We start from the raw sequence: 16,797 nt of genomic DNA, 5'->3' as shown, positions 1-16,797 counted from the left end.
GGATCAGGCATGAACATCTTTCTGACAGGTGCCTCGGGGTACATCGGCGGCAACATCGCGGCCCGACTGGTAGCGGAGGGGCACGGGGTGCGAGGACTGGTGCGCGACCGTGCCAAGGCCGAACTCCTGCGCGCTCGTGGCATCGAGCCCGTCCTGGGCAGCCTGGAGGACGAGCAGATCCTGGCGAGCGAAGCGCGTCGGGCGGATGGCGTCATCAACACGGCCAATGCCGATGATCGCCGTTGCGTCGAAGCGCTGATCGACGCGCTGGAAGGCAGCGGCAAGCCGTTGATCCACACCAGCGGCTCGAGCGTGATCGGTGACGACGCGCGCGGCGGCTCGGTGAATGAAGCGGTCTTCGACGAAGACACCCCGTTCGTGGTCGCACCCGCCAAGCTTGCGCGGCACGCGCTCAATCAAAGCGTGCAATCCGCCGCGAGCCGCGGGGTGCGCAGCATCGTCGTCTGTCCGACCCTGATCTACGGCGTGGGCCAGGGGCTGAATCGAAACAGCATCCAGATCCCTTTCCTCGTGAATCAGGCCCGTACCCAGCGGGTGGCGCGGGTGGTCGGTGAAGGTGTCAACCGCTGGTCCACGGTGCACATCGACGATCTCACGGACCTTTACCTGCTTGCGTTGCACAACGCGCCAGGTGGCGCCTTCTATTTCGCGGAGAACGGCGAGGTCTCGTTCGCCGCCATCGGCGGTGCCATCGCCGAACGCCTTGGTTTGAGCGGCGTCGAGTCGATTCCGGCCGAGGACGCGGCGCGGCTGTGGGGGGCGACGCGAGCGTTCTACACCTTCGGCAGCAACAGCCGGGTGATCGCACGCCGCGCGCGGCGCGAGCTCGGGTGGAATCCACGCCACGATTCCGCCTTGACCTGGATCCGCGAAGAAATGCCCATCGAAAACGAGGAGCACCCATGATTCTGGAAATCGCCGACATCCGCATCCATCCGGGCCAGACGGCCGACTTCGAGAAAGCGGCGCAGCATGGTCTGGATGCGGTGCTCTCGAAGGCCAAGGGCTTCCGGCAGTACGAGGTGCGTCACAGCGTCGAGAGCCCTGATCGGTACGTGCTGCTGATTCATTGGGACACCCTGGAGGACCATAGCGTGGGATTTCGGGCTTCGCCTGCGCATGCCGAATGGCGCGCCATCGTGGGTCCTTTCTTCACCCAGCCTCCATTCGTCGAGCATTTCAGTCTCTGCGCAGCCAGCTCGTGATCCCGACGGCCGGACGACGACGCCGGGGTTCGGGGATCGCCGACAAAGCAGAAAGATGAAGGAGGGCACTTCCGGCTCCGGCTCGTTGGCCGAGGTGGTTCCGCTGATCGTCGTGCTCACGCTGCTGTGGGGGACCAACTGGGTACTGTTTCCGCTGGCTGTTCGCGAGGTGTCGGTGTGGACGTTTCGCGCCATCTGCCTGGCGGGATCGGGCGCGGCACTGCTTGGCTTTGCCGCACTCAAGGGCCAGTCGCTGCGCGTCCCCCGACCTCAGCGAGCCTACCTGGTGGCGGCTGCGTTGGCCTACCTTGTCGTCTGGAATGTCTGCAGTACCTACGCCGCCGTGCTGATTCCGTCTGGCCAGGCGGCGGTACTGGGCTTCACCATGCCCGTCTGGGCAACGGTGTTTTCATGGATCGTCTTCGGGAAGACCCCGTCGAGGCGGCTGATGTGCAGTGTGCTGCTCGCCGCCTGCGGCGTTGCGATCCTGGGCTTCGCTGCGCGCGCGAGCTACGCCTCGACGCCGCTAGGCTTCATTCTCGGCATTGCTGCCGGCATGGGCTGGGCCTGCGGCACGCTCATTCTCGACCGGGCGGGGCTCACGGTCACACCGCTGGTGTCGACAGGGTGGCAACTGCTGATCGCCTCCGCGCCTTTGACACTCGCTGCGTTGATGCTCGGCAACCGCGAACCGTTCATGCCTTCATGGCCGTCACTTGCTGTCATTGCCTACATCACGCTGGTCCCGATGGCGATCGGGAACATGGCGTGGTTCTCGATCGTTGATCGCGTGCCGCCGAGCGCCTCGGGTCTTTCCACCGTGATGGTGCCGATGGTTGCCATGGCCACCGGTGCCGTGGTGCGCCGAGAGCCGCTGGGGCCGCTCGAGATCAGCGCGATGGTGTGCTTGTTCGTCGCCTTGCTGGCGTTGGTTGTTCAGCCGAAGCTTCTGCGCTCCTCCGACAGCAAGCCAGAGGTCAGGGCCCCGAATCAGCCTCCATGCCCATCCGGCTGCTCACAACGTCACGCGCTTGGAGAAGAGCCAAGGCCTGAAGAGCTTGGTCAATTGAGGCGCGACGACCCATGTCATGACAGCGACGACCGCGACGGTAAGCACCATCGTGCGAGGCAAGAGCCACCATGATTGCAGGCGGTCCCCCATCAAAAGAAACAGCAGGTAGACCGTGGGGCAGATGCCGACCCAGGTCACGACGGCCACTTTCCACCGCGGCGGAGCCTGCGGAGTGGTGCGGAACCACAGCCCCAGGCCGATCATCGGCTTGATCCTGGGTGGGCCTTCGATGAAGGCGGCGGCGGCTGCGAGACCCTGCTGCCGCTCCGGCGAGTTGTGCCAGGCGTCCAGGTTGCGCTGGTGGTCGAACGCCAGGACGACGTGATACATCGTGTCTGCCACTTCGGGGTCTTCGCCGGGATGAACCAGTTGGGCGCCCAGGCAGCCTTTGAAGCCTTCGGCGGTTCGCATCAGAGCCGCAGTCACGCGCTCGAAATCGGCTTCGCAGCCGGCCTTGGCACTGCGACTGATCAACACAGTCACGGCGTGTTCACTCATATGTCCTCCAAGCCTTGCGTCGGGTCAACGTGTCAGCACCACGATCTTGCCTTGGGCCGTGTTCGATTCCATGGTCTGGTGGGCCTCCACGATGTCGTCCAGGTGAAATATGCGGCTCGGGCCGATTGCAAGCTCACCCGCTTCGACCTGATCGACCAGTTGCTGGAGCGGAGTGGCCATGAAATCGCGCACGTCGCCCGAATAGGTGGTCAACGACACGGCACTTGGAATGAAGTCCATCGGTGCAAAGTCGTCGAGCGACCAGCGGTCTCCCACCATGCCCGCCATACAGACGGTTCCAGGCTCTCGGACACAGCGCAGCGAGTCTGCGAGCGTGGCTGTACCTACGAGTTCGAGCACCTTGTCGGCCCCGCCGGACCATTCCGCGCGCACGCGTTCTGCGATGGCGCCGTCATCGAGAAAGAATCGGTCTGCGCCCGCTGCGACGACCCGTGCTTCGCCGGCCGTGTTGCGGGATGTCGCACCGACCTCTGCCCCGTGCGCCCTGGCGATCGAAGCAGCGGCGAGCCCCACGGACGTCGTGCCCCCTCGAATGAGCAAACGGTCGCCGCTGCGAAGCCGCAGCGCGCGAAACAGGGCGCCCCATGCTGTTTGGAGCATTTCGGGCAGCGCGCCGAGCTGCGCCCACGGGAGCCCGGTCTGCACGGCCTGCACCTGATGCGCGGGTACCAAGGTGTACTCGGCGTAGCCGCCGTCGAAAGACCGCCCCATGCCGCCCATGACCGTCGCCACCATCTGCCCATGTTCGAATTCGCCGCCCGGCGCATCGGCGACGGTGCCGACCGCTTCGATCCCCAGCACGCGCGGGAAAGTAACGCCGGGCGAGTGACCCTGTCGGGTAAAGAGCTCGGAGCGGTTCAGGCCGAAAGCTTCGACCCGTATCAACACTGTCCCAGCTTGCGCACGCGGTATGCCGCGTTGCTCGATCTTCAGCACACCGGGCCCGCCCGGTTCGTGCATCACCACCGCTCTCATTGATCCGCTCATGTGCATTCCTCAGGGCGCCTTGCCAGGCAGCGCATACGCGATGATGTAGTCACCATGATCGGGAGCCGAGCGAGAACCGCTTGCCGTGACGACAACGTACTGTTTGCCGTCTTCCGGAGAAGTGAATACCAGCGGGGTCGATCCTCCCCCGACGGGAAGCGGGCTCTTCCACAGAACATCTCCGGTTTTCACGTCGAGCGCGCGCAGGTAGTAGTCGGACGTTGCCGAGAAGAAGACCAGTCCCGCACCTGTGGTGACTGCTCCACCCAACGTCGGCATGCCGAGCTCTATCGGCAGATGGGTCTTCATGCCGAGCGGTCCGAATTGCTCGGGTGTGCCCAGGGAGCGATGCCACAGCACCTGTTGGGTGGTCATGTCGATGGCGGCCATAGTACCGAAGGGTGGATTGGTGCATGGCACGCCGAGGAACGATTGCACCATGCCACGTTCGGCTCCATAGGGCGTCTTCAACATCGGGATGACCCCGCCCACGCCCGCCGTCTTCTTGCCCGCCAAGCGCGTGTCCGCGACCTCGCGACTGAGCAGTCGCCCCTTCATCATGATTCGCATGTCGTTCACGATCATGATGTCATGCTGCTTGTCGATCGACTGGCCACCCCAGTTCGTCGTGCCGTACCAGGACGGGCTCTCGAGATACCACGTGAGTTGCGGAGGCGTGTAGTCGCCCTCGTAATGAAGCCCCTTGAACTGAATCCGGCAGTTCAGCTGGTCGATCGGCGTGATGCCCCACATCGTCGCTTCGGTCAGGACGGCGTCACGCATCAAGGGCATGCCGACCGAGTATGGCTGGGTGGGCGACAGGCGCTCGCCAGGTACCCCGCTCGTCGGCACCGCGCGCTCTTGCACTGCCGTGATCGGCTTGCCTGACCGCCGGTCCAGGACATAGATCTGACCGTTTTTTCCAGCCTGCACGAGCGCCGGAATGCGTCCTCCCTTGCCGTCTGGCATGTCGTACAGCACCGGCTTGGAGGGCAGGTCGTAGTCCCAGACATCGTGATGGACCAGCTGGAATGTCCAGCGCTCCTGACCGGTGGTGGCGTCAAGTGCGACGACCGAGGTGCTGACCCGGTCGGTGGCAGCCGAGCGTTCGCCGCCGAAGAGATCGGGTGTGCCGTTGCCCGTGGGCAGGTAGACCATGTTCAATTTCGGGTCGTAGCTCGGGGTCGCCCACATGTTCGGCGTGCTGCGGGTGTACGTCTCGCCCTCGGCAGGCTCGCCCATTTTTCCGGGCCGACCCACGTCCCATGCCCATGCGAGCTCGCCGGTGGCCGCACTGAAGGCGCGAACCACGCCCGACGGTTCGTCGGCGGACTGGTTGTCCATTACCCAGCCTCCGACGATCAGATTGCTTCCTGCCAGCAGAGGACCCGAGGTAGGGTTGAAGAACCCAGGGATGACCTGGCCCATGCCCTTCGCCAGAAAGACGGTGCCTTCACGGCCGAAGTCCTGCACGGGCTCGCCGTTCGTGGCGTCGAGTGCGATCAGTCGCATGTCGCCGGTGGTGAGATACAGACGCTTCTTGCCCGGTGCGTTGTCGGCGATGCCCGGCACTTCGTAGTACGCCAGCGAACGGCAGCGCATCCAGTTGGCAGTCGAGGCGGGGGTTACCTTGGGATCGAAGTGCCACAGCTTTTCCCCGGTGTGCGCCCGCAGGGCAAAGACCTGTCCGGTTTGAGTGCAGGGATAGAGGACGTTGCCGATCTGCAGCGGCGTGTTCTGGTTTTCGCGGCCATCGGCCGATATGTCGCCGGTGCGCATTGTCCAGGCCACCGCCAGCTGCTTGACGTTGGCGCTCGTGATCTGCGCATCGGGCGAAAACTGTTCGCCAGATGGCGTACGGCCGAAGCCGACCCAGTCCTTCGGCTCATTCCCCGGCGCATAGTCTGCGGCGGCCTGGGGCGCCTGCCCTGGCTTGACGATCCAGATGGGGAAGAAGGCGGTGATGAAGGCGGCTAGCAGCGCCACGGTCATGAGGGTTGCGACGCCGAACGCGAGGCGCCGGCTGCGCTGGCTGACACGAGCCTGCGGCATGAACGGGATGCAAATCGCCACCAGCACGCCCAGCACAGCGAACATGCCAAGCCGCGCCGCGAGTGGCCAGAACGCGAGCCCTGCCTCCCAGACGGCCCATACCGCGGTGGCTGCGAAAAACGCCGCGTACAACGTGGCCGCCCTTTCGTCGAGGCGGAACAACAGGACGGCGACGCCCAACAAAACCAGGCCGGCCGGCAGGTAGTACGGCGACCCGCCCAACGCGATGAGTTGGAACCCGGCATAGACCAGGTAGAGGCCCACGAGCGCAATGAGGACCCCGAGGGCGTACACGCCCGTCCTGAGAACCGCAGTCGGTTTTTGATGGGCCGAGGAGCTGACGAACGACATGACGTGACTCACAAAATGTTGGACGAGACAGCGTGTGCACCGTCAGTCCGAGGGATGGCTTCGAATGGCCGATAGGTCTCGGGGATGGTCCCCAAGTCCGCTGGCAAGCGGCATTGCGCCGGTCAGCGTTCCAGGAACGACCGAACTTCGCGCGCAAACTTGACCGGCTTCTTGAACCTCAGGAAATGGTCGCACCTGATCTGCCGACGAAGAGGTGGAATCTTGTGCCTGAGCACATGGCGCTAGTCATTGACCGGGCCGGTCAACTGCGCGCCTGTGAGCTCTCGAAGTCTGATTACGCGAAAAAAAGAACCTTTTCAACATCCTTGCGTGGCTTCTGCGGCCAGTTGCCCGCTGCGGCGTGACCCACGGTGATGAGCATCACCGGCACGTCCGTCGCGAGCAAGCCGAACTCGGCGGCAACGCCTGCATGATCGAAGCCGATCATGGGGCACGACACCAGGCCGCGGCCCTGTGCGGCGAGCATCAGGGTCATGGCTGCCATGGCGCCAGACCGAATGGCCTCGTCGCGCTGCATTGGCGAATTCCCGCTGTACATGCCGTTGGCCGCGCCGACCCAACCGTTGAAGGTGGCTTCGTCGAGGATGCCGGCATCGAGGGAAGGCTGGAGGGCCGAGGGCAGGCCCAGTTGCGGCTCAAGCGTGCCGCACACGATGAACGTGACCGCGGCTTCGACGATCTTGGGCTGGCTGTACGCAAGCGGCAGGAGACGCTTCTTGGCGTCATCGGTATGAACCGCGATGAACTTCCAGTTCTGAAAGTTGAAGGCCGAAGGAGAGTAGGTGGCGAGCTCGATCAGTTGAGCGATCTCTTCGCCCGAAAGTTTGCGGCGCGTGTCGTAGCTGTTGGCGGAGGTACGGCTCTTGATGAGTTGTTCGATGGTCGTCATTGGATTGCTTTGTTGGGTTGGAGAGGGGAGGCGTTCAGCGCGCCAGGAAGAGCTGCAGGTCCTGCGTGAACTTCACCGGGTTCTTGAACATCAGGAAATGGTCACCCTGCTCGGCGGTCGTGTACGAGAACAGCGTGGCTCCGGGCACCACGGACTGGGCCCACCGCTGGCTGGGCAGGTTGTTGCTCTGTTCGCCGGAGAAGATGGCGGCGGGGATGTCGATCTTGTGGCGCACGACATCGCGCCAGTCATTGACCGTGTGGTTGAACAGCACACGTGCCAGGGCAGTCGGATCGTTTTTGATGAACTCCGAAGCAAAGCTTTCGGAGTTGCGGTAGTAAGGCGAGTCGGTTAGTTGCGAGCGTTCGATTACCTTGAGGTCCGTCACCAAGGTATTGACAGGACCGCCCGCGGTGAAGGCCGCGACCATGCGCTCGGGCGCCGTGGTGGTGCCTCCGGCATTCGACCGCTCTGTCTCCTCCCAGTCGGAGTGCGAGTAGATGCTGATGGGTTCATCGACGAAGGCCACCTTGCGCATCGCGCTGGTGCCAAACAGGTCGATGTAGCTCCAGAGAATCGCCGCCCCCATCGAGTGCCCGACATACGCGGCAGACTTCAATCCGAGGTGGGCTCCCAGTTCGCGGACGTCCATTGAATGACGCGCGATACGGCTGCCGTATTCCACCTTGTCGGAGAGTCCCTGATTGCGCGGGTCGAGCACGTACACGTGGTAGTGCTGGGCCAGCAGGTACATCACGTTCACGTACTGGGCGCCGTTGGCCGACCAGCCAGGGATGAACACCAGCGGCGGGCCTTCGCCAGCTTCCCAATAAGAAAGCTTCACGCCGTCTTGGGTTGTGAAGCTGTTGATCTGAAGACCTTTGAAATCCGACAGCTTCTGCGGCATGCCCTCGAGTGCGGCCGGGAATGTGAAATCCCGGCCCAACACCGCGAGGGCAGGCGCTGCCGAACTCAGACATGACAGCGCGCTCAGCGCAAAGGCAGCGCCAATACGACGGAGTTTCCGACGCATGTTGGGAAGTCCTTGAGATCCGCCTGTCAACGGCTGAAGCCGTCGAAAGGCGTCATGTAGACAGCGCCGAACGGGTCGAGGCGCTTGCGCACTTCTGCATCCGCAGGGCCATAGACAGTCAAGCCGGTGATTGTCACCAGGCCCAGAAAGCGTTCGGCGAACGGCGCGAAAGTGGTGTCGACATGACTGACGAGAGCGTCCGCGCGGTACCGTTCGACGATGTGCGCGACCGTGCGATCGGCATTAACCGAATACTCGTAGACCAGCGTGCCGGGTTCCTCACGGGTGGCGGCAACGATTTGAACGACGAGCGCCTGGAACGCCGGGAAATCCGCCGGCTCGACTGCGAGCGTGAATACGCTGGTGATCTGAGAGGACATGGAAGATCTCGGTGAGTTGAACCGGTCAGCTGCTCGGACTTGCCTCGCCAAACAGCTTGCCAGCGCCGGCCCAGTCGGAAGCCTTCACGTCTTCGAAGATGACGTAGATGTAGTTGGCATCGGTGCCGGTATGTTTCACGATGCTTTCGGTGATTTCGGCAGCCACGTTGGCCTTTTGCGCTTGGTCTTTTCCTTCGAACCAGCTGACACGAACGACGGGCATGAGGTTGACTCCTGAGGGTGAATTGATGAAAGCGACGGCTCGTTGTAAGGCAGCCGTGGCAGATAGGACGATCCTATAGTGGAATGAAAATGCATAAAATGCGTTTGAATTCCACTCAGAGTGTCCTTGGAGGAAACATTGAACGATCAAGATCCGTTGGCCGGGGTGTCGGTGTTTGTAGCCGCCGCCCAGGCTGGAACCTTCACCAAGGCGGCCGAACGACTCGGTCTGACCAAGTCGGCTGTGGGCAAGGCCGTCACCCGTCTGGAGGGGCGCCTGGGGTTCAAGCTCTTCCACCGGACGACCCGGCTGATGCGGCTGACCGCCGACGGCGAGGCCTATCTGGCGGCTTGCGTCTCGGCCATGGATGAGGTCACGGCAGCGCGAACGGCGCTCTCCTCGAACAACCAGGTCCTCAGTGGACGGCTGCACATCGACATGCCGGTAGCCTTCGGAAGGCGCGTGCTGTTACCCGTGTTGATGGACATCGTGCGTCCCCATCCGGCCATCAGCCTGACGCTCACCTTCACCGACGCCACGAGTGACCTGCTTCGCGACGATGTCGACCTGGCGATCCGGTTCGGCGACGTGGGTAACAGTGGGCATCTCGTCGCGAGGCACCTGGCCACGCAGCAGCGCGTCATCTGCGCGTCACCGGCTTACCTGCGCGAGCGCGGCGCCCCTCAGACGCTCATGGATGTTGGCGATCATCGCTGCGTGGTCGGCACACAGCATGGACCTCCGATGGTGTGGTCGGTGCTCGAAGCGGGCGTCGAGAAAACCTACGCGCCGCCCGCCACCCATCAACTTAGCGATGGCGAGGCCATGGTCGAGGCGGCAGCTGCGGGCCTGGGGCTGGTGCAGTTGCCACTGTCGATGGTTCGTGAAAAGATCAAAGCCGGGGCACTCGTGACGATCCTTCCGGGCTGCTCAGGCCCTGACGTCGAGATTCATGCTGTTTGGCCCCATCGCGGACAGCTAAGTGCGCGCCTGCGTTTTGTGGTCGATCAACTCGTTGGCTATGCCGCAAGGGGCGAACTGAACTGAGCACGCATCGAGATTGCGGCCCATCTCACCCTTGGGCGGTGCGCGGTCGCCCGCCGCGGTGCGGCGGCGCGGGGCCCTGCCGTATGGGAATGCGCAGCGTCACATGCCTGCTACGAACACATCGGATCGCCGCCTGAATCGAGCAACTTCGAAGGCTCAAGTCGGTGCCAGTCGCGCGGCCAGCAGTGCGAGGAGCGCTGGATCGGGCTGATGCCCTATCCCCGGCGCGACGTCCAGGGTGACGTCGTCGCCGAATTCGCGCAGCTGCGCCCGCGCAGCTTCTCCCAGCGCTTGGGGCATGACAGGGTCGACACCGCCGTAGAGCAGATGAACGACCGCCGAGGTTTTTCGTTCCGGCGGCGTCGCGAAGCGCCCCGCCATCGCCACGATTCGCAACGCAGGTGCGTGCGTCAGTTTGGTTGATTCCAGGGCCATGATGGCGCCCTGCGAGAAGCCGGCCAGCAGCGTGCGTTGGGGGTCGACGTGCGCGATCCCTTGCCAGTGCTGCACGCACGCTACAAAGCCCGGCATGGCTGCATCCACACGGGCTTGCCGGTTTGCTTCAGTCACTCCGCGGACGGAAAACCATTGGTAGCCGGCCGAAATGTCGGAGGGCTCAGGCGACGCGACACTGACCACCATGGCTTCAGGATCGCGTTTGGCGAACCAGCGTCCGAGCTCCAGCATGGACTGCGGCACGGAGCCGACGCCGTGCGTGAGAAGGACCAGGCGGGAGGCCGGGCTGAGAGGTTGCTGAACGATGATGGATGTGGCTGACATGGTGGTCTTTTCAAGAGCAGGGGTTCACGAGCGCGCTGATGCATGCGGGAGATCGCCGAAGACGTAGTCTTCCATTAACAGTACACCGTAGGTGACGCCGCCTTCGATGACCTCGACAGGTTCGCCCGCGCTGCTGCTACCGGCCGCAACGATCAAGGGCAGGTAGTGCTCGTCCGAAGGGTGCGCACGTTGGCTGTGTGGGGCGTCCCGAAGATCGACCAAGGCGTCCACGTCATGCGAGAGGGCTGCACTCCACGCCCATGTGACGAACTCATGCACGTAGGACTCGGGTGCGCCGTTTCGGACTGGCGGAACTCGTAGAGGTTATGGGTGAGGCTGCCTGAACCCACGATCAGTACCCCTTGCTCCCGCAGCGGTGCTAGCGAGCGACCAAGCGCAAGCGCAAGTGCATCTGCGGCTTGCTCGCGCCGCGCGTCGCTCAACATGCTCGGCAGCGGTCGTTGAACAGCCTATCCACGCTTGATGCAGAGCGCTGGGCGCGTTGTAGCACGACGCTGTCGTCAGCATCGTCTGCAGGCAGGATGATTTCCTTGGTGGTTTGAGCACCTTGCCACTTGAAACGCATCGGCACTGATCCCCAAACTAGTCGGAACTTAAAAAACTATTAATGAGCTTGCTGCATGATTCCTCAAAAACTAATGCTCGGTATGGATTGATATGACATGAAGCTGCTCCTCGTTGAAGACGACCAGATGCTGGGTGAGTCTATTTGCGACGGTGCACGCCAGGGCGGATGGCACATCGATCACGTCGGCGATGCAAACTCGGCGCGCACCGCGCTGGTGGATCACACCTATGCCGCCGTCTTGCTCGACATCGGTCTTCCCGGAGATTCGGGGCTGGCCGTGCTGCGCTCGATGCGTGGGCGCTACGACCCCACGCCGGTGCTGATCCTCACCGCGCGTGGCCAGCTCAGCGAGCGCATCGTCGGCCTCGACGCGGGCGCTGACGACTATTTGGTCAAGCCATTCCAGTTCGACGAACTTTGGGCACGCGTGCGCTCGGTCATCCGCCGCAGCCAGGGGCGTGTTGTTCCAGTATTTACTCGTGGGGACGTTCGCATCGACCGCAGCAAGCGCGTCGTCACGAAGGCCAGTGTCGAGGTAGTCCTCAGTGCCCACGAATATCGCACCTTGCTCGCCCTGGTGGAGCGGCCTGGCCACGTGGTCACACGCGACCATCTGCACGACATCGTCTACGGTACGGCCAGCAATGTGGAGAGCAATACCATCGCCGTGTTCATTCACCAGTTGCGTCGAAAACTCGGTGACGATCTGATCCGGACCGTTCACGGGCTCGGCTACGTCATTGGGCAGCCAACCGCATGAAGTCCCGCTCCTTCAACGCGCAACTGATCATGGTGATCGTCGCAGTCATTGCCTTATGCTGGACGGTGGTGGTTGGCGCCGTGCTCACGCAGTTCTCGCTCAACCGCACCAGCACCTGGGACGAGAAGCTCGCGGCCATAGCCACTCAACTGCTGGTCACGATCCCCGCCGATAGCCACTTCGATGGAGGAGGCAGGCCAGGCCTCAAGCTGCGCGAGGCCGTCGGCACCGAGCGCGAACAGTTGGTATTCCAGATCTGGATCAATCGCGAGCGGATGGTCGCCAGCACTCCCGGCTCGCCCGAGTCGCCGCTTCGGCCTGACTTTGCCGACGGTGCGGCTTCTACCCTCGTGCAGGAAGAAAAATGGCGCGTGTACTCTGCCTCTGACAGCACTGGGCGGGTGACCGTCCAAGTTGGGAATCTGCAAAGCGTCGTAGATGCGGACATGCGCCACGAGGCAGCGCATGCACTCGTGCTCGCAACTGTGCTGCTCGTGATTGCAGGCTTCATCATGTGGCTGGTGACCCAAGGTGCGCTCAGGCCCGTGCGCGCACTCGGGGCGGCAATGCGCCATCGTCGTCGCTTCGATTTCACATCGTTGCCACTGGATCGCTTGCCATGGGAATTGCACACGCTGGTTGACTCCTTCAACCACGTGCTCAGGCAACTGGACGAGGCCATCGAAGGCGAGCGCCGCTTCATTGGCGATGCGGCTCATGAGCTACGCACGCCGTTGTCTGCACTGCAGGCGCAAGCCGAGATCGCATTGCAAGCCACCAATCCCCGGGACAAAGATGTCGCCCTCAGAAAGCTGCTGGTGGTCGCCAGGCGCAGCACCCGGCTGTCCGAGCAGTTGCTGGATCTGGCGAGCATCAATGCTGGTGCAAAAGCCCCCAAACACACACTGGCCGATCTAAGCAAACTGGTGCAGCACGTAGCCCAGGAATTCGAGGTCTACGCCGACCTGAATCAGCGCTCGCTCTTTCTGGATGTGCATCCCTGCACGATCCTATGCGACATTGACGAGATTGGCATTCTGCTGCGCAACCTGATGCACAACGCCATGCGCTACACCGCGGAGGGTGGCAATGTGCTCGTGCGTTGCGGCTACCAAGCCACCGAGGGCAGCGAGCTCGCGCGCATGGTCTATCTGGAAGTTTCAGATGACGGCCCGGGCGTTCCGGCCGAGGAGCGCGAGGCCATCTTCGAGCGTTTCCATCGGGTCGCGGGGACGCCCGTGCGCGGCAGCGGCATCGGCCTGTCGCTAGTAGCCAACATTGCCGAGTCGCACAATGCCACTGTCCAGACCGAGACCGGGCTGGAAGACCGAGGATTGATGGTGCGCGTCGTGTTTCCTGGCGTCGTCGAGCAACGGCACACAGGCTGATCTACCCGAGTCCCACGCGGGCGGCCGACCTTCGACCTTCTACTGGGGAATCGGGAGGGGCGGCTTGACGCTCGCCTCAGGGTCGTTCGGCTGAAACTACAAATCAGCGGATCCAGCGCGTGCCGGTTCGCGAATGATCTGGGGAAACGATCCGATCCGCGCGCTCCGGAGCAAACCTTGCCATGCGTGCCTCCAACACGGGCTGGGGAGGTTGGACATTGGCAAACCGGTGCTGCACCGGCGATGGAATGCCAAAAGCCAAGACAGGACATGCTCGGCGCGCACGTTGATTGGCATGCCGGTCAACTGCCCATCCAAATCGATTGGTTCAGCGGTGTATTCGAGCAACTTGCGAGTTGCTTTCTGGTTGGACAGACGCCTGCCGTTGACTTTCTTTGCTGAATGGCCTGCTTCTTAAAGAATTCCTAACAACTCTAAAAAGCCCCTAAATCCGCTTGGGCAGTATCCGCATCTCACCGATGCGCCGCATTGGCGCGCTACGAGATTGGAAGATTCATGCCGGATACCTTTACCCAGGAGCCTCGTGCGGGAGGGCTGTCCGGCGTGCGTAGCATCGACCGTCTGGGGCGCCCCGAGATTGTTGTGCGACCCGACCTCAACCGGGCAGCCGAGCACGGGGTGAGCAGCGCCACCATCAGCGAGCCGACGCGTACCGACACCCGCGGTGGCTTCGACTCCCCACGGTCCAAACTCAACCGGGACAGCCGCCAGATCGGCAACCGCGTGCATGTCCCCTATGCCGTGCGCGCGGACATTGCGGCACTCGCGAGCCTGCGCGTGGCCTCGCGCGACGGCTTGGAGCCCTTGGTGAGTGTGGCCACCTTCGCTGTGGAGCGCGGGCCGGCACAGATCGACCGCTATGAACGCCGACGCTACGTCGCGGTGACCGCCGACCTAGGCAGCTGCTCGCTAGGCGAGGGGTTGACCATCACCCATGGCTTGCGCTCTGTGCGGAACATGCTGCCAGCCGTCTGGCTGATGCAGTCGGGCGATGCTGAGGTAGCGGCAGAGCTTTCGTGTGGGCTGACGCTTGCCATCGTGACCGGGATCCTGTGCATGTTCTGCGTGCTGGTCCTGCCGTTCAAGGACTTCTTCCAACTGATCACCATCTTGTTGGCCATTCCGCTGTCTCTCGGCGGGGGAGTCATCGTGTTGTTGCAGATGGGCAGCCAGTTGGATGTGCCGATCGCGCTGGCGCGGGGTGCAGACGCCAGTTTTCGCCAGCCCATGGCGATTGCCGTGATCGGCCGCCTGATCACCTCGACCCTGCTGAGCCTGGTGATCAGGCTCGTGGTGTTCGGCTACATCCACGATTTCGAGGGCTGGCTCACGCGTTGCTTCAGGGCGCCCCGCGCAACGGACGGCTTGGCGGACGGCCCAACGAGCGGCACCACGCGCTCCCGCGCATCCGTCGCCGAAGGGATGCATCCATGAACTCGTCTCGTGTGCGCACAGCCGCGCCGGCGACCACCCCGAACTCGACGCGGTGCTGGGCAGCGCTGCATCACTGAGACCGCTCGGCCACCCTGAGGTAGGACGAGGCCCAGCCCGCTCCACGCCTGCGGCCTAGCTGCAAAGAACAACGAAATTCTTCCCCCAATGCGTCACAGAAAGGACCAAACCATGTCTCAACAAAAGCTCTTCCGTCTTCCGCTGGCATCGTGCAAGCTGACCTTCATCGTTGCCGCTGCGCTCTCCGCCGCTTGGACGCCGTCAGCCTTCGCGCAGGACAGCCAGCCCAATGACGGCAGCGGGCAGTGGGCCCTGGGCATTGGCGCCGTCGTCGTCGACAAGCCTTACCGCGACTTCGATCGTGAGGTTCTCCCCCTTCCACTAGTGTCGTACGAGAGCAAGTGGATCAGCGCCACCGTCCCAACGTTCGACGTCAAGCTGTACTCGACCGAAGCACTCTCATTCCGACTGCGCGCCCGTTGGTCGGGTGACGGCTACGAGGCCAAGGATTCTCCAGTTCTCAGCGGCATGGCTGAGCGCAAGTCCAGCCTCTGGGCCGGCGGGGCGGTGACTTGGAAAACCGATTTCGCGAACCTCAGCGGTGAAGTGCTGGTCGATGCCATGGGCAACAGTAAGGGCACGCGCGCCAAGCTGCAGATCGATCGTCGGTTCGCTGCCGGCAAGTTCGGCTTCACCCCACGCCTCGCCGCCGAGTGGGTCGACGACAAGTACGTCGACTACTACTACGGCGTGCGGCAATCCGAGGCCCAGGGTGGTCGGGCTTTCCACGAGGGAAAGGCCACCACGAACGTGCAGTTCGGCGTGCGCATGGACTACTCGCCGTCGCGCAACCACACGGTGTTTGTAGACGTCGGTGCCACGCGCTTCGGCAGTTCCGTCAAGGATAGCCCGCTGGTGGGAAAAGTCACCGGGACCACGCTCGCGCTCGGCTATGCCTACCGCTTCTAACGCGCCCCTCAACCCCAAAGTCATAGGCACTTGCTGCCTATGGCGCAGGAGATCTCAAAATGAAAACCATCTCATCCATCGCGCTGGCGGCGATCGTACTGGGCAGCAGCGCCTGCGCCAACAACGCCGTCAAGCAGCAACCTGCGACCGAGCCGAACGCTGCACCAAGTTCAACATCTGTCACGCTGGTGGCATCTGCGGCCGTAGTACCAGCGTCACCGACGAGCATGCCTCTGCCTGCCCAGGGCACGGGCACCGCTGATAAAGACAGCACGCTAAACAGCGCCACCGTGGGATCCAACATAGCGCAGGCCGGCATGTCCACGCAGGCATCGGCGGCCGGCGCAAATGCGCCCAAAGTGATTCCACAGGCCGAGCAGGAGGCTGAGGCTCTGTACGCAAAGCCGCCCGTGCGCGATCCGTGGGAGGGGTTCAACCGCAAGATGCACGGCTTCAACAATGTGCTCGACCGCTTCGTGCTGCGACCTGTTGCCATGGGCTACAACAAGATCACGCCCGACCCCGTGCAATCGGGCGTGTCGCGTTTCTTCGGAAACCTCCGCCTGCCAGCCACCGCCGTCAACCAGGCGTTGCAGGGTCGACCAGGCCTAGCCGGACAGTCTCTCGGGCGGTTCGTCGTCAACTCCACAGCAGGCATCGCGGGCGTGTTCGACCCGGCCACACATATCGGCATGCCCAAGCGCGACGGCGAGGATTTCGGCCAGACGTTGGCCACTTGGGGATGGAGCGACTCGCGTTACCTGGTGATGCCGCTGCTCGGACCGCGCACGGTGCGCGACACCGTCGCCATCGTGGGTGACCAGGCGTTGTCGCCCATCGGCCAAATCGACAAATCGAGCATCGCGGACAAGCTCCAGATCATGCAAATGGTCGATGGCCGCGCCCAGATGCTTCCCCAGGACCAGGTCCGCAAGGACGCTTTCGACGACTACACCTTCGTGCGCGATGCCTGGGCGCAACGACGCAATCGTCAGATAGAACAGGATCTGAGTCGTAACCGCGACTGATCTCGGGAAG

At 63.1% G+C, this 16,797-nt stretch carries 17 protein-coding genes and 1 pseudogene; 9 read left to right on the top strand and 9 right to left on the bottom strand.

What is annotated here, in order from left to right:
- Positions 1-9: 9 nt before the first annotated feature.
- The 3 genes and pseudogenes from ACSFA2_RS18830 to ACSFA2_RS18820 form a co-directional block, all read left to right on the top strand.
- Positions 10-927 (top strand): NAD-dependent epimerase/dehydratase family protein, encoded by a 918-nt coding sequence (locus ACSFA2_RS18830; RefSeq protein ID WP_435456845.1) that lies wholly within the window; start codon positions 10-12, stop codon positions 925-927.
- Positions 924-1,226: an antibiotic biosynthesis monooxygenase family protein gene (locus tag ACSFA2_RS18825; RefSeq protein WP_435456844.1), complete on the top strand. Its 303-nt coding sequence runs from the start codon at positions 924-926 to the stop codon at positions 1,224-1,226. Before ACSFA2_RS18830 ends, ACSFA2_RS18825 begins: the two co-directional genes overlap by 4 nt.
- Positions 1,141-2,145, top strand: a pseudogene (locus tag ACSFA2_RS18820) (DMT family transporter); the annotation flags it as partial. The gene ACSFA2_RS18825 and the pseudogene ACSFA2_RS18820, both read left to right, overlap by 86 nt.
- 96 nt (positions 2,146-2,241) lie before the next feature.
- Here the strand turns inward: ACSFA2_RS18820 and ACSFA2_RS18815 are convergent.
- The 7 genes from ACSFA2_RS18815 to ACSFA2_RS18785 form a co-directional block, all read right to left on the bottom strand.
- Entirely contained in the window at positions 2,242-2,796 is a 555-nt protein-coding gene (locus ACSFA2_RS18815; protein WP_435456843.1) for an antibiotic biosynthesis monooxygenase, read from the bottom strand.
- 24 nt (positions 2,797-2,820) lie between these two features.
- Positions 2,821-3,804 carry a zinc-binding alcohol dehydrogenase family protein gene (locus ACSFA2_RS18810; RefSeq protein ID WP_435456842.1) on the bottom strand — a complete coding sequence of 328 codons (984 nt, stop codon included), beginning with the start codon at positions 3,802-3,804 and terminating at the stop codon, positions 2,821-2,823.
- Positions 3,805-3,813: 9 nt separating this feature from the next.
- Positions 3,814-6,207 (bottom strand): membrane-bound PQQ-dependent dehydrogenase, glucose/quinate/shikimate family, encoded by a 2,394-nt coding sequence (locus ACSFA2_RS18805; protein WP_435456841.1) that lies wholly within the window; start codon positions 6,205-6,207, stop codon positions 3,814-3,816.
- Between the two features lie 295 nt (positions 6,208-6,502).
- Positions 6,503-7,117 (bottom strand): nitroreductase family protein, encoded by a 615-nt coding sequence (locus tag ACSFA2_RS18800; RefSeq protein WP_435456840.1) that lies wholly within the window; start codon positions 7,115-7,117, stop codon positions 6,503-6,505.
- Between the two features lie 34 nt (positions 7,118-7,151).
- Positions 7,152-8,150 carry an alpha/beta fold hydrolase gene (locus ACSFA2_RS18795; RefSeq protein ID WP_435456839.1) on the bottom strand — a complete coding sequence of 333 codons (999 nt, stop codon included), beginning with the start codon at positions 8,148-8,150 and terminating at the stop codon, positions 7,152-7,154.
- A 26-nt stretch (positions 8,151-8,176) separates the two neighbouring features.
- Entirely contained in the window at positions 8,177-8,530 is a 354-nt protein-coding gene (locus ACSFA2_RS18790) for a putative quinol monooxygenase (RefSeq protein ID WP_435456838.1), read from the bottom strand.
- Between the two features lie 25 nt (positions 8,531-8,555).
- Positions 8,556-8,753, bottom strand: a complete 198-nt coding sequence (locus ACSFA2_RS18785) for a tautomerase family protein (protein ID WP_435456837.1) — start codon at positions 8,751-8,753, stop codon at positions 8,556-8,558.
- A gap of 138 nt (positions 8,754-8,891) precedes the next feature.
- Between ACSFA2_RS18785 and ACSFA2_RS18780 the strand changes: the two genes are divergently transcribed.
- Positions 8,892-9,800 carry a LysR substrate-binding domain-containing protein gene (locus ACSFA2_RS18780; protein WP_435456836.1) on the top strand — a complete coding sequence of 303 codons (909 nt, stop codon included), beginning with the start codon at positions 8,892-8,894 and terminating at the stop codon, positions 9,798-9,800.
- Positions 9,801-9,956: 156 nt separating this feature from the next.
- Here ACSFA2_RS18780 and ypfH read toward each other — a convergent pair whose 3' ends face one another.
- Together ypfH and ACSFA2_RS18770 are read right to left on the bottom strand one after the other, a co-directional pair.
- Positions 9,957-10,580: an esterase gene (ypfH, locus tag ACSFA2_RS18775; RefSeq protein ID WP_435456835.1), complete on the bottom strand. Its 624-nt coding sequence runs from the start codon at positions 10,578-10,580 to the stop codon at positions 9,957-9,959.
- Between the two features lie 24 nt (positions 10,581-10,604).
- Positions 10,605-10,859 carry a hypothetical protein gene (locus tag ACSFA2_RS18770; protein WP_435456834.1) on the bottom strand — a complete coding sequence of 85 codons (255 nt, stop codon included), beginning with the start codon at positions 10,857-10,859 and terminating at the stop codon, positions 10,605-10,607.
- A gap of 404 nt (positions 10,860-11,263) precedes the next feature.
- Between ACSFA2_RS18770 and ACSFA2_RS18765 the strand changes: the two genes are divergently transcribed.
- The 5 genes from ACSFA2_RS18765 to ACSFA2_RS18745 all read left to right on the top strand — a co-directional run bounded on the left by ACSFA2_RS18765 (position 11,264) and on the right by ACSFA2_RS18745 (position 16,787).
- Positions 11,264-11,929 (top strand): response regulator transcription factor, encoded by a 666-nt coding sequence (locus ACSFA2_RS18765; protein ID WP_435456833.1) that lies wholly within the window; start codon positions 11,264-11,266, stop codon positions 11,927-11,929.
- Complete coding sequence (locus tag ACSFA2_RS18760) at positions 11,926-13,317, top strand: sensor histidine kinase (protein ID WP_435456832.1); 1,392 nt, start codon at positions 11,926-11,928, stop codon at positions 13,315-13,317. The genes ACSFA2_RS18765 and ACSFA2_RS18760 overlap by 4 nt, the downstream gene beginning before the upstream one ends.
- Positions 13,318-13,833: 516 nt before the next feature.
- Positions 13,834-14,772 carry an efflux RND transporter permease subunit gene (locus ACSFA2_RS18755; protein ID WP_435456831.1) on the top strand — a complete coding sequence of 313 codons (939 nt, stop codon included), beginning with the start codon at positions 13,834-13,836 and terminating at the stop codon, positions 14,770-14,772.
- A gap of 189 nt (positions 14,773-14,961) precedes the next feature.
- On the top strand, positions 14,962-15,759 hold the full coding sequence (locus tag ACSFA2_RS18750) for a MipA/OmpV family protein (RefSeq protein WP_435456830.1): 798 nt from the start codon (positions 14,962-14,964) through the stop codon (positions 15,757-15,759).
- Positions 15,760-15,818: 59 nt separating this feature from the next.
- Positions 15,819-16,787 carry an MlaA family lipoprotein gene (locus ACSFA2_RS18745; RefSeq protein WP_435456829.1) on the top strand — a complete coding sequence of 323 codons (969 nt, stop codon included), beginning with the start codon at positions 15,819-15,821 and terminating at the stop codon, positions 16,785-16,787.
- Positions 16,788-16,797: the final 10 nt, after the last annotated feature.

This window comes from Variovorax cryoconiti (assembly GCF_051216395.1).
Taxonomy (GTDB): domain Bacteria; phylum Pseudomonadota; class Gammaproteobacteria; order Burkholderiales; family Burkholderiaceae_C; genus Variovorax.
The sequence above is the reverse complement of the archived record's forward strand: the minus strand, read 5'-3'. Positions and strand labels throughout refer to the sequence as shown.

Bases quoted from the DNA above. Each gene is read 5' to 3' on its own strand.
- ACSFA2_RS18800 (WP_435456840.1), bottom strand. From the start codon at position 7,117: ATGACGACCATCGAACAACTCATCAAGAGCCGTACCTCCGCCAACAGC.
- ACSFA2_RS18805 (WP_435456841.1), bottom strand. From the start codon at position 6,207: ATGTCGTTCGTCAGCTCCTCGGCCCATCAAAAACCGACTGCGGTTCTC.
- ACSFA2_RS18825 (WP_435456844.1), top strand. From the start codon at position 924: ATGATTCTGGAAATCGCCGACATCCGCATCCATCCGGGCCAGACGGCC.
- ACSFA2_RS18815 (WP_435456843.1), bottom strand. From the start codon at position 2,796: ATGAGTGAACACGCCGTGACTGTGTTGATCAGTCGCAGTGCCAAGGCC.
- ACSFA2_RS18790 (WP_435456838.1), bottom strand. From the start codon at position 8,530: ATGTCCTCTCAGATCACCAGCGTATTCACGCTCGCAGTCGAGCCGGCG.
- ACSFA2_RS18745 (WP_435456829.1), top strand. From the start codon at position 15,819: ATGAAAACCATCTCATCCATCGCGCTGGCGGCGATCGTACTGGGCAGC.
- ACSFA2_RS18760 (WP_435456832.1), top strand. From the start codon at position 11,926: ATGAAGTCCCGCTCCTTCAACGCGCAACTGATCATGGTGATCGTCGCA.
- ACSFA2_RS18810 (WP_435456842.1), bottom strand. From the start codon at position 3,804: ATGAGCGGATCAATGAGAGCGGTGGTGATGCACGAACCGGGCGGGCCC.
- ACSFA2_RS18785 (WP_435456837.1), bottom strand. From the start codon at position 8,753: ATGCCCGTCGTTCGTGTCAGCTGGTTCGAAGGAAAAGACCAAGCGCAA.
- ACSFA2_RS18795 (WP_435456839.1), bottom strand. From the start codon at position 8,150: ATGCGTCGGAAACTCCGTCGTATTGGCGCTGCCTTTGCGCTGAGCGCG.
- ypfH (WP_435456835.1), bottom strand. From the start codon at position 10,580: ATGTCAGCCACATCCATCATCGTTCAGCAACCTCTCAGCCCGGCCTCC.
- ACSFA2_RS18765 (WP_435456833.1), top strand. From the start codon at position 11,264: ATGAAGCTGCTCCTCGTTGAAGACGACCAGATGCTGGGTGAGTCTATT.
- ACSFA2_RS18750 (WP_435456830.1), top strand. From the start codon at position 14,962: ATGTCTCAACAAAAGCTCTTCCGTCTTCCGCTGGCATCGTGCAAGCTG.
- ACSFA2_RS18830 (WP_435456845.1), top strand. From the start codon at position 10: ATGAACATCTTTCTGACAGGTGCCTCGGGGTACATCGGCGGCAACATC.
- ACSFA2_RS18755 (WP_435456831.1), top strand. From the start codon at position 13,834: ATGCCGGATACCTTTACCCAGGAGCCTCGTGCGGGAGGGCTGTCCGGC.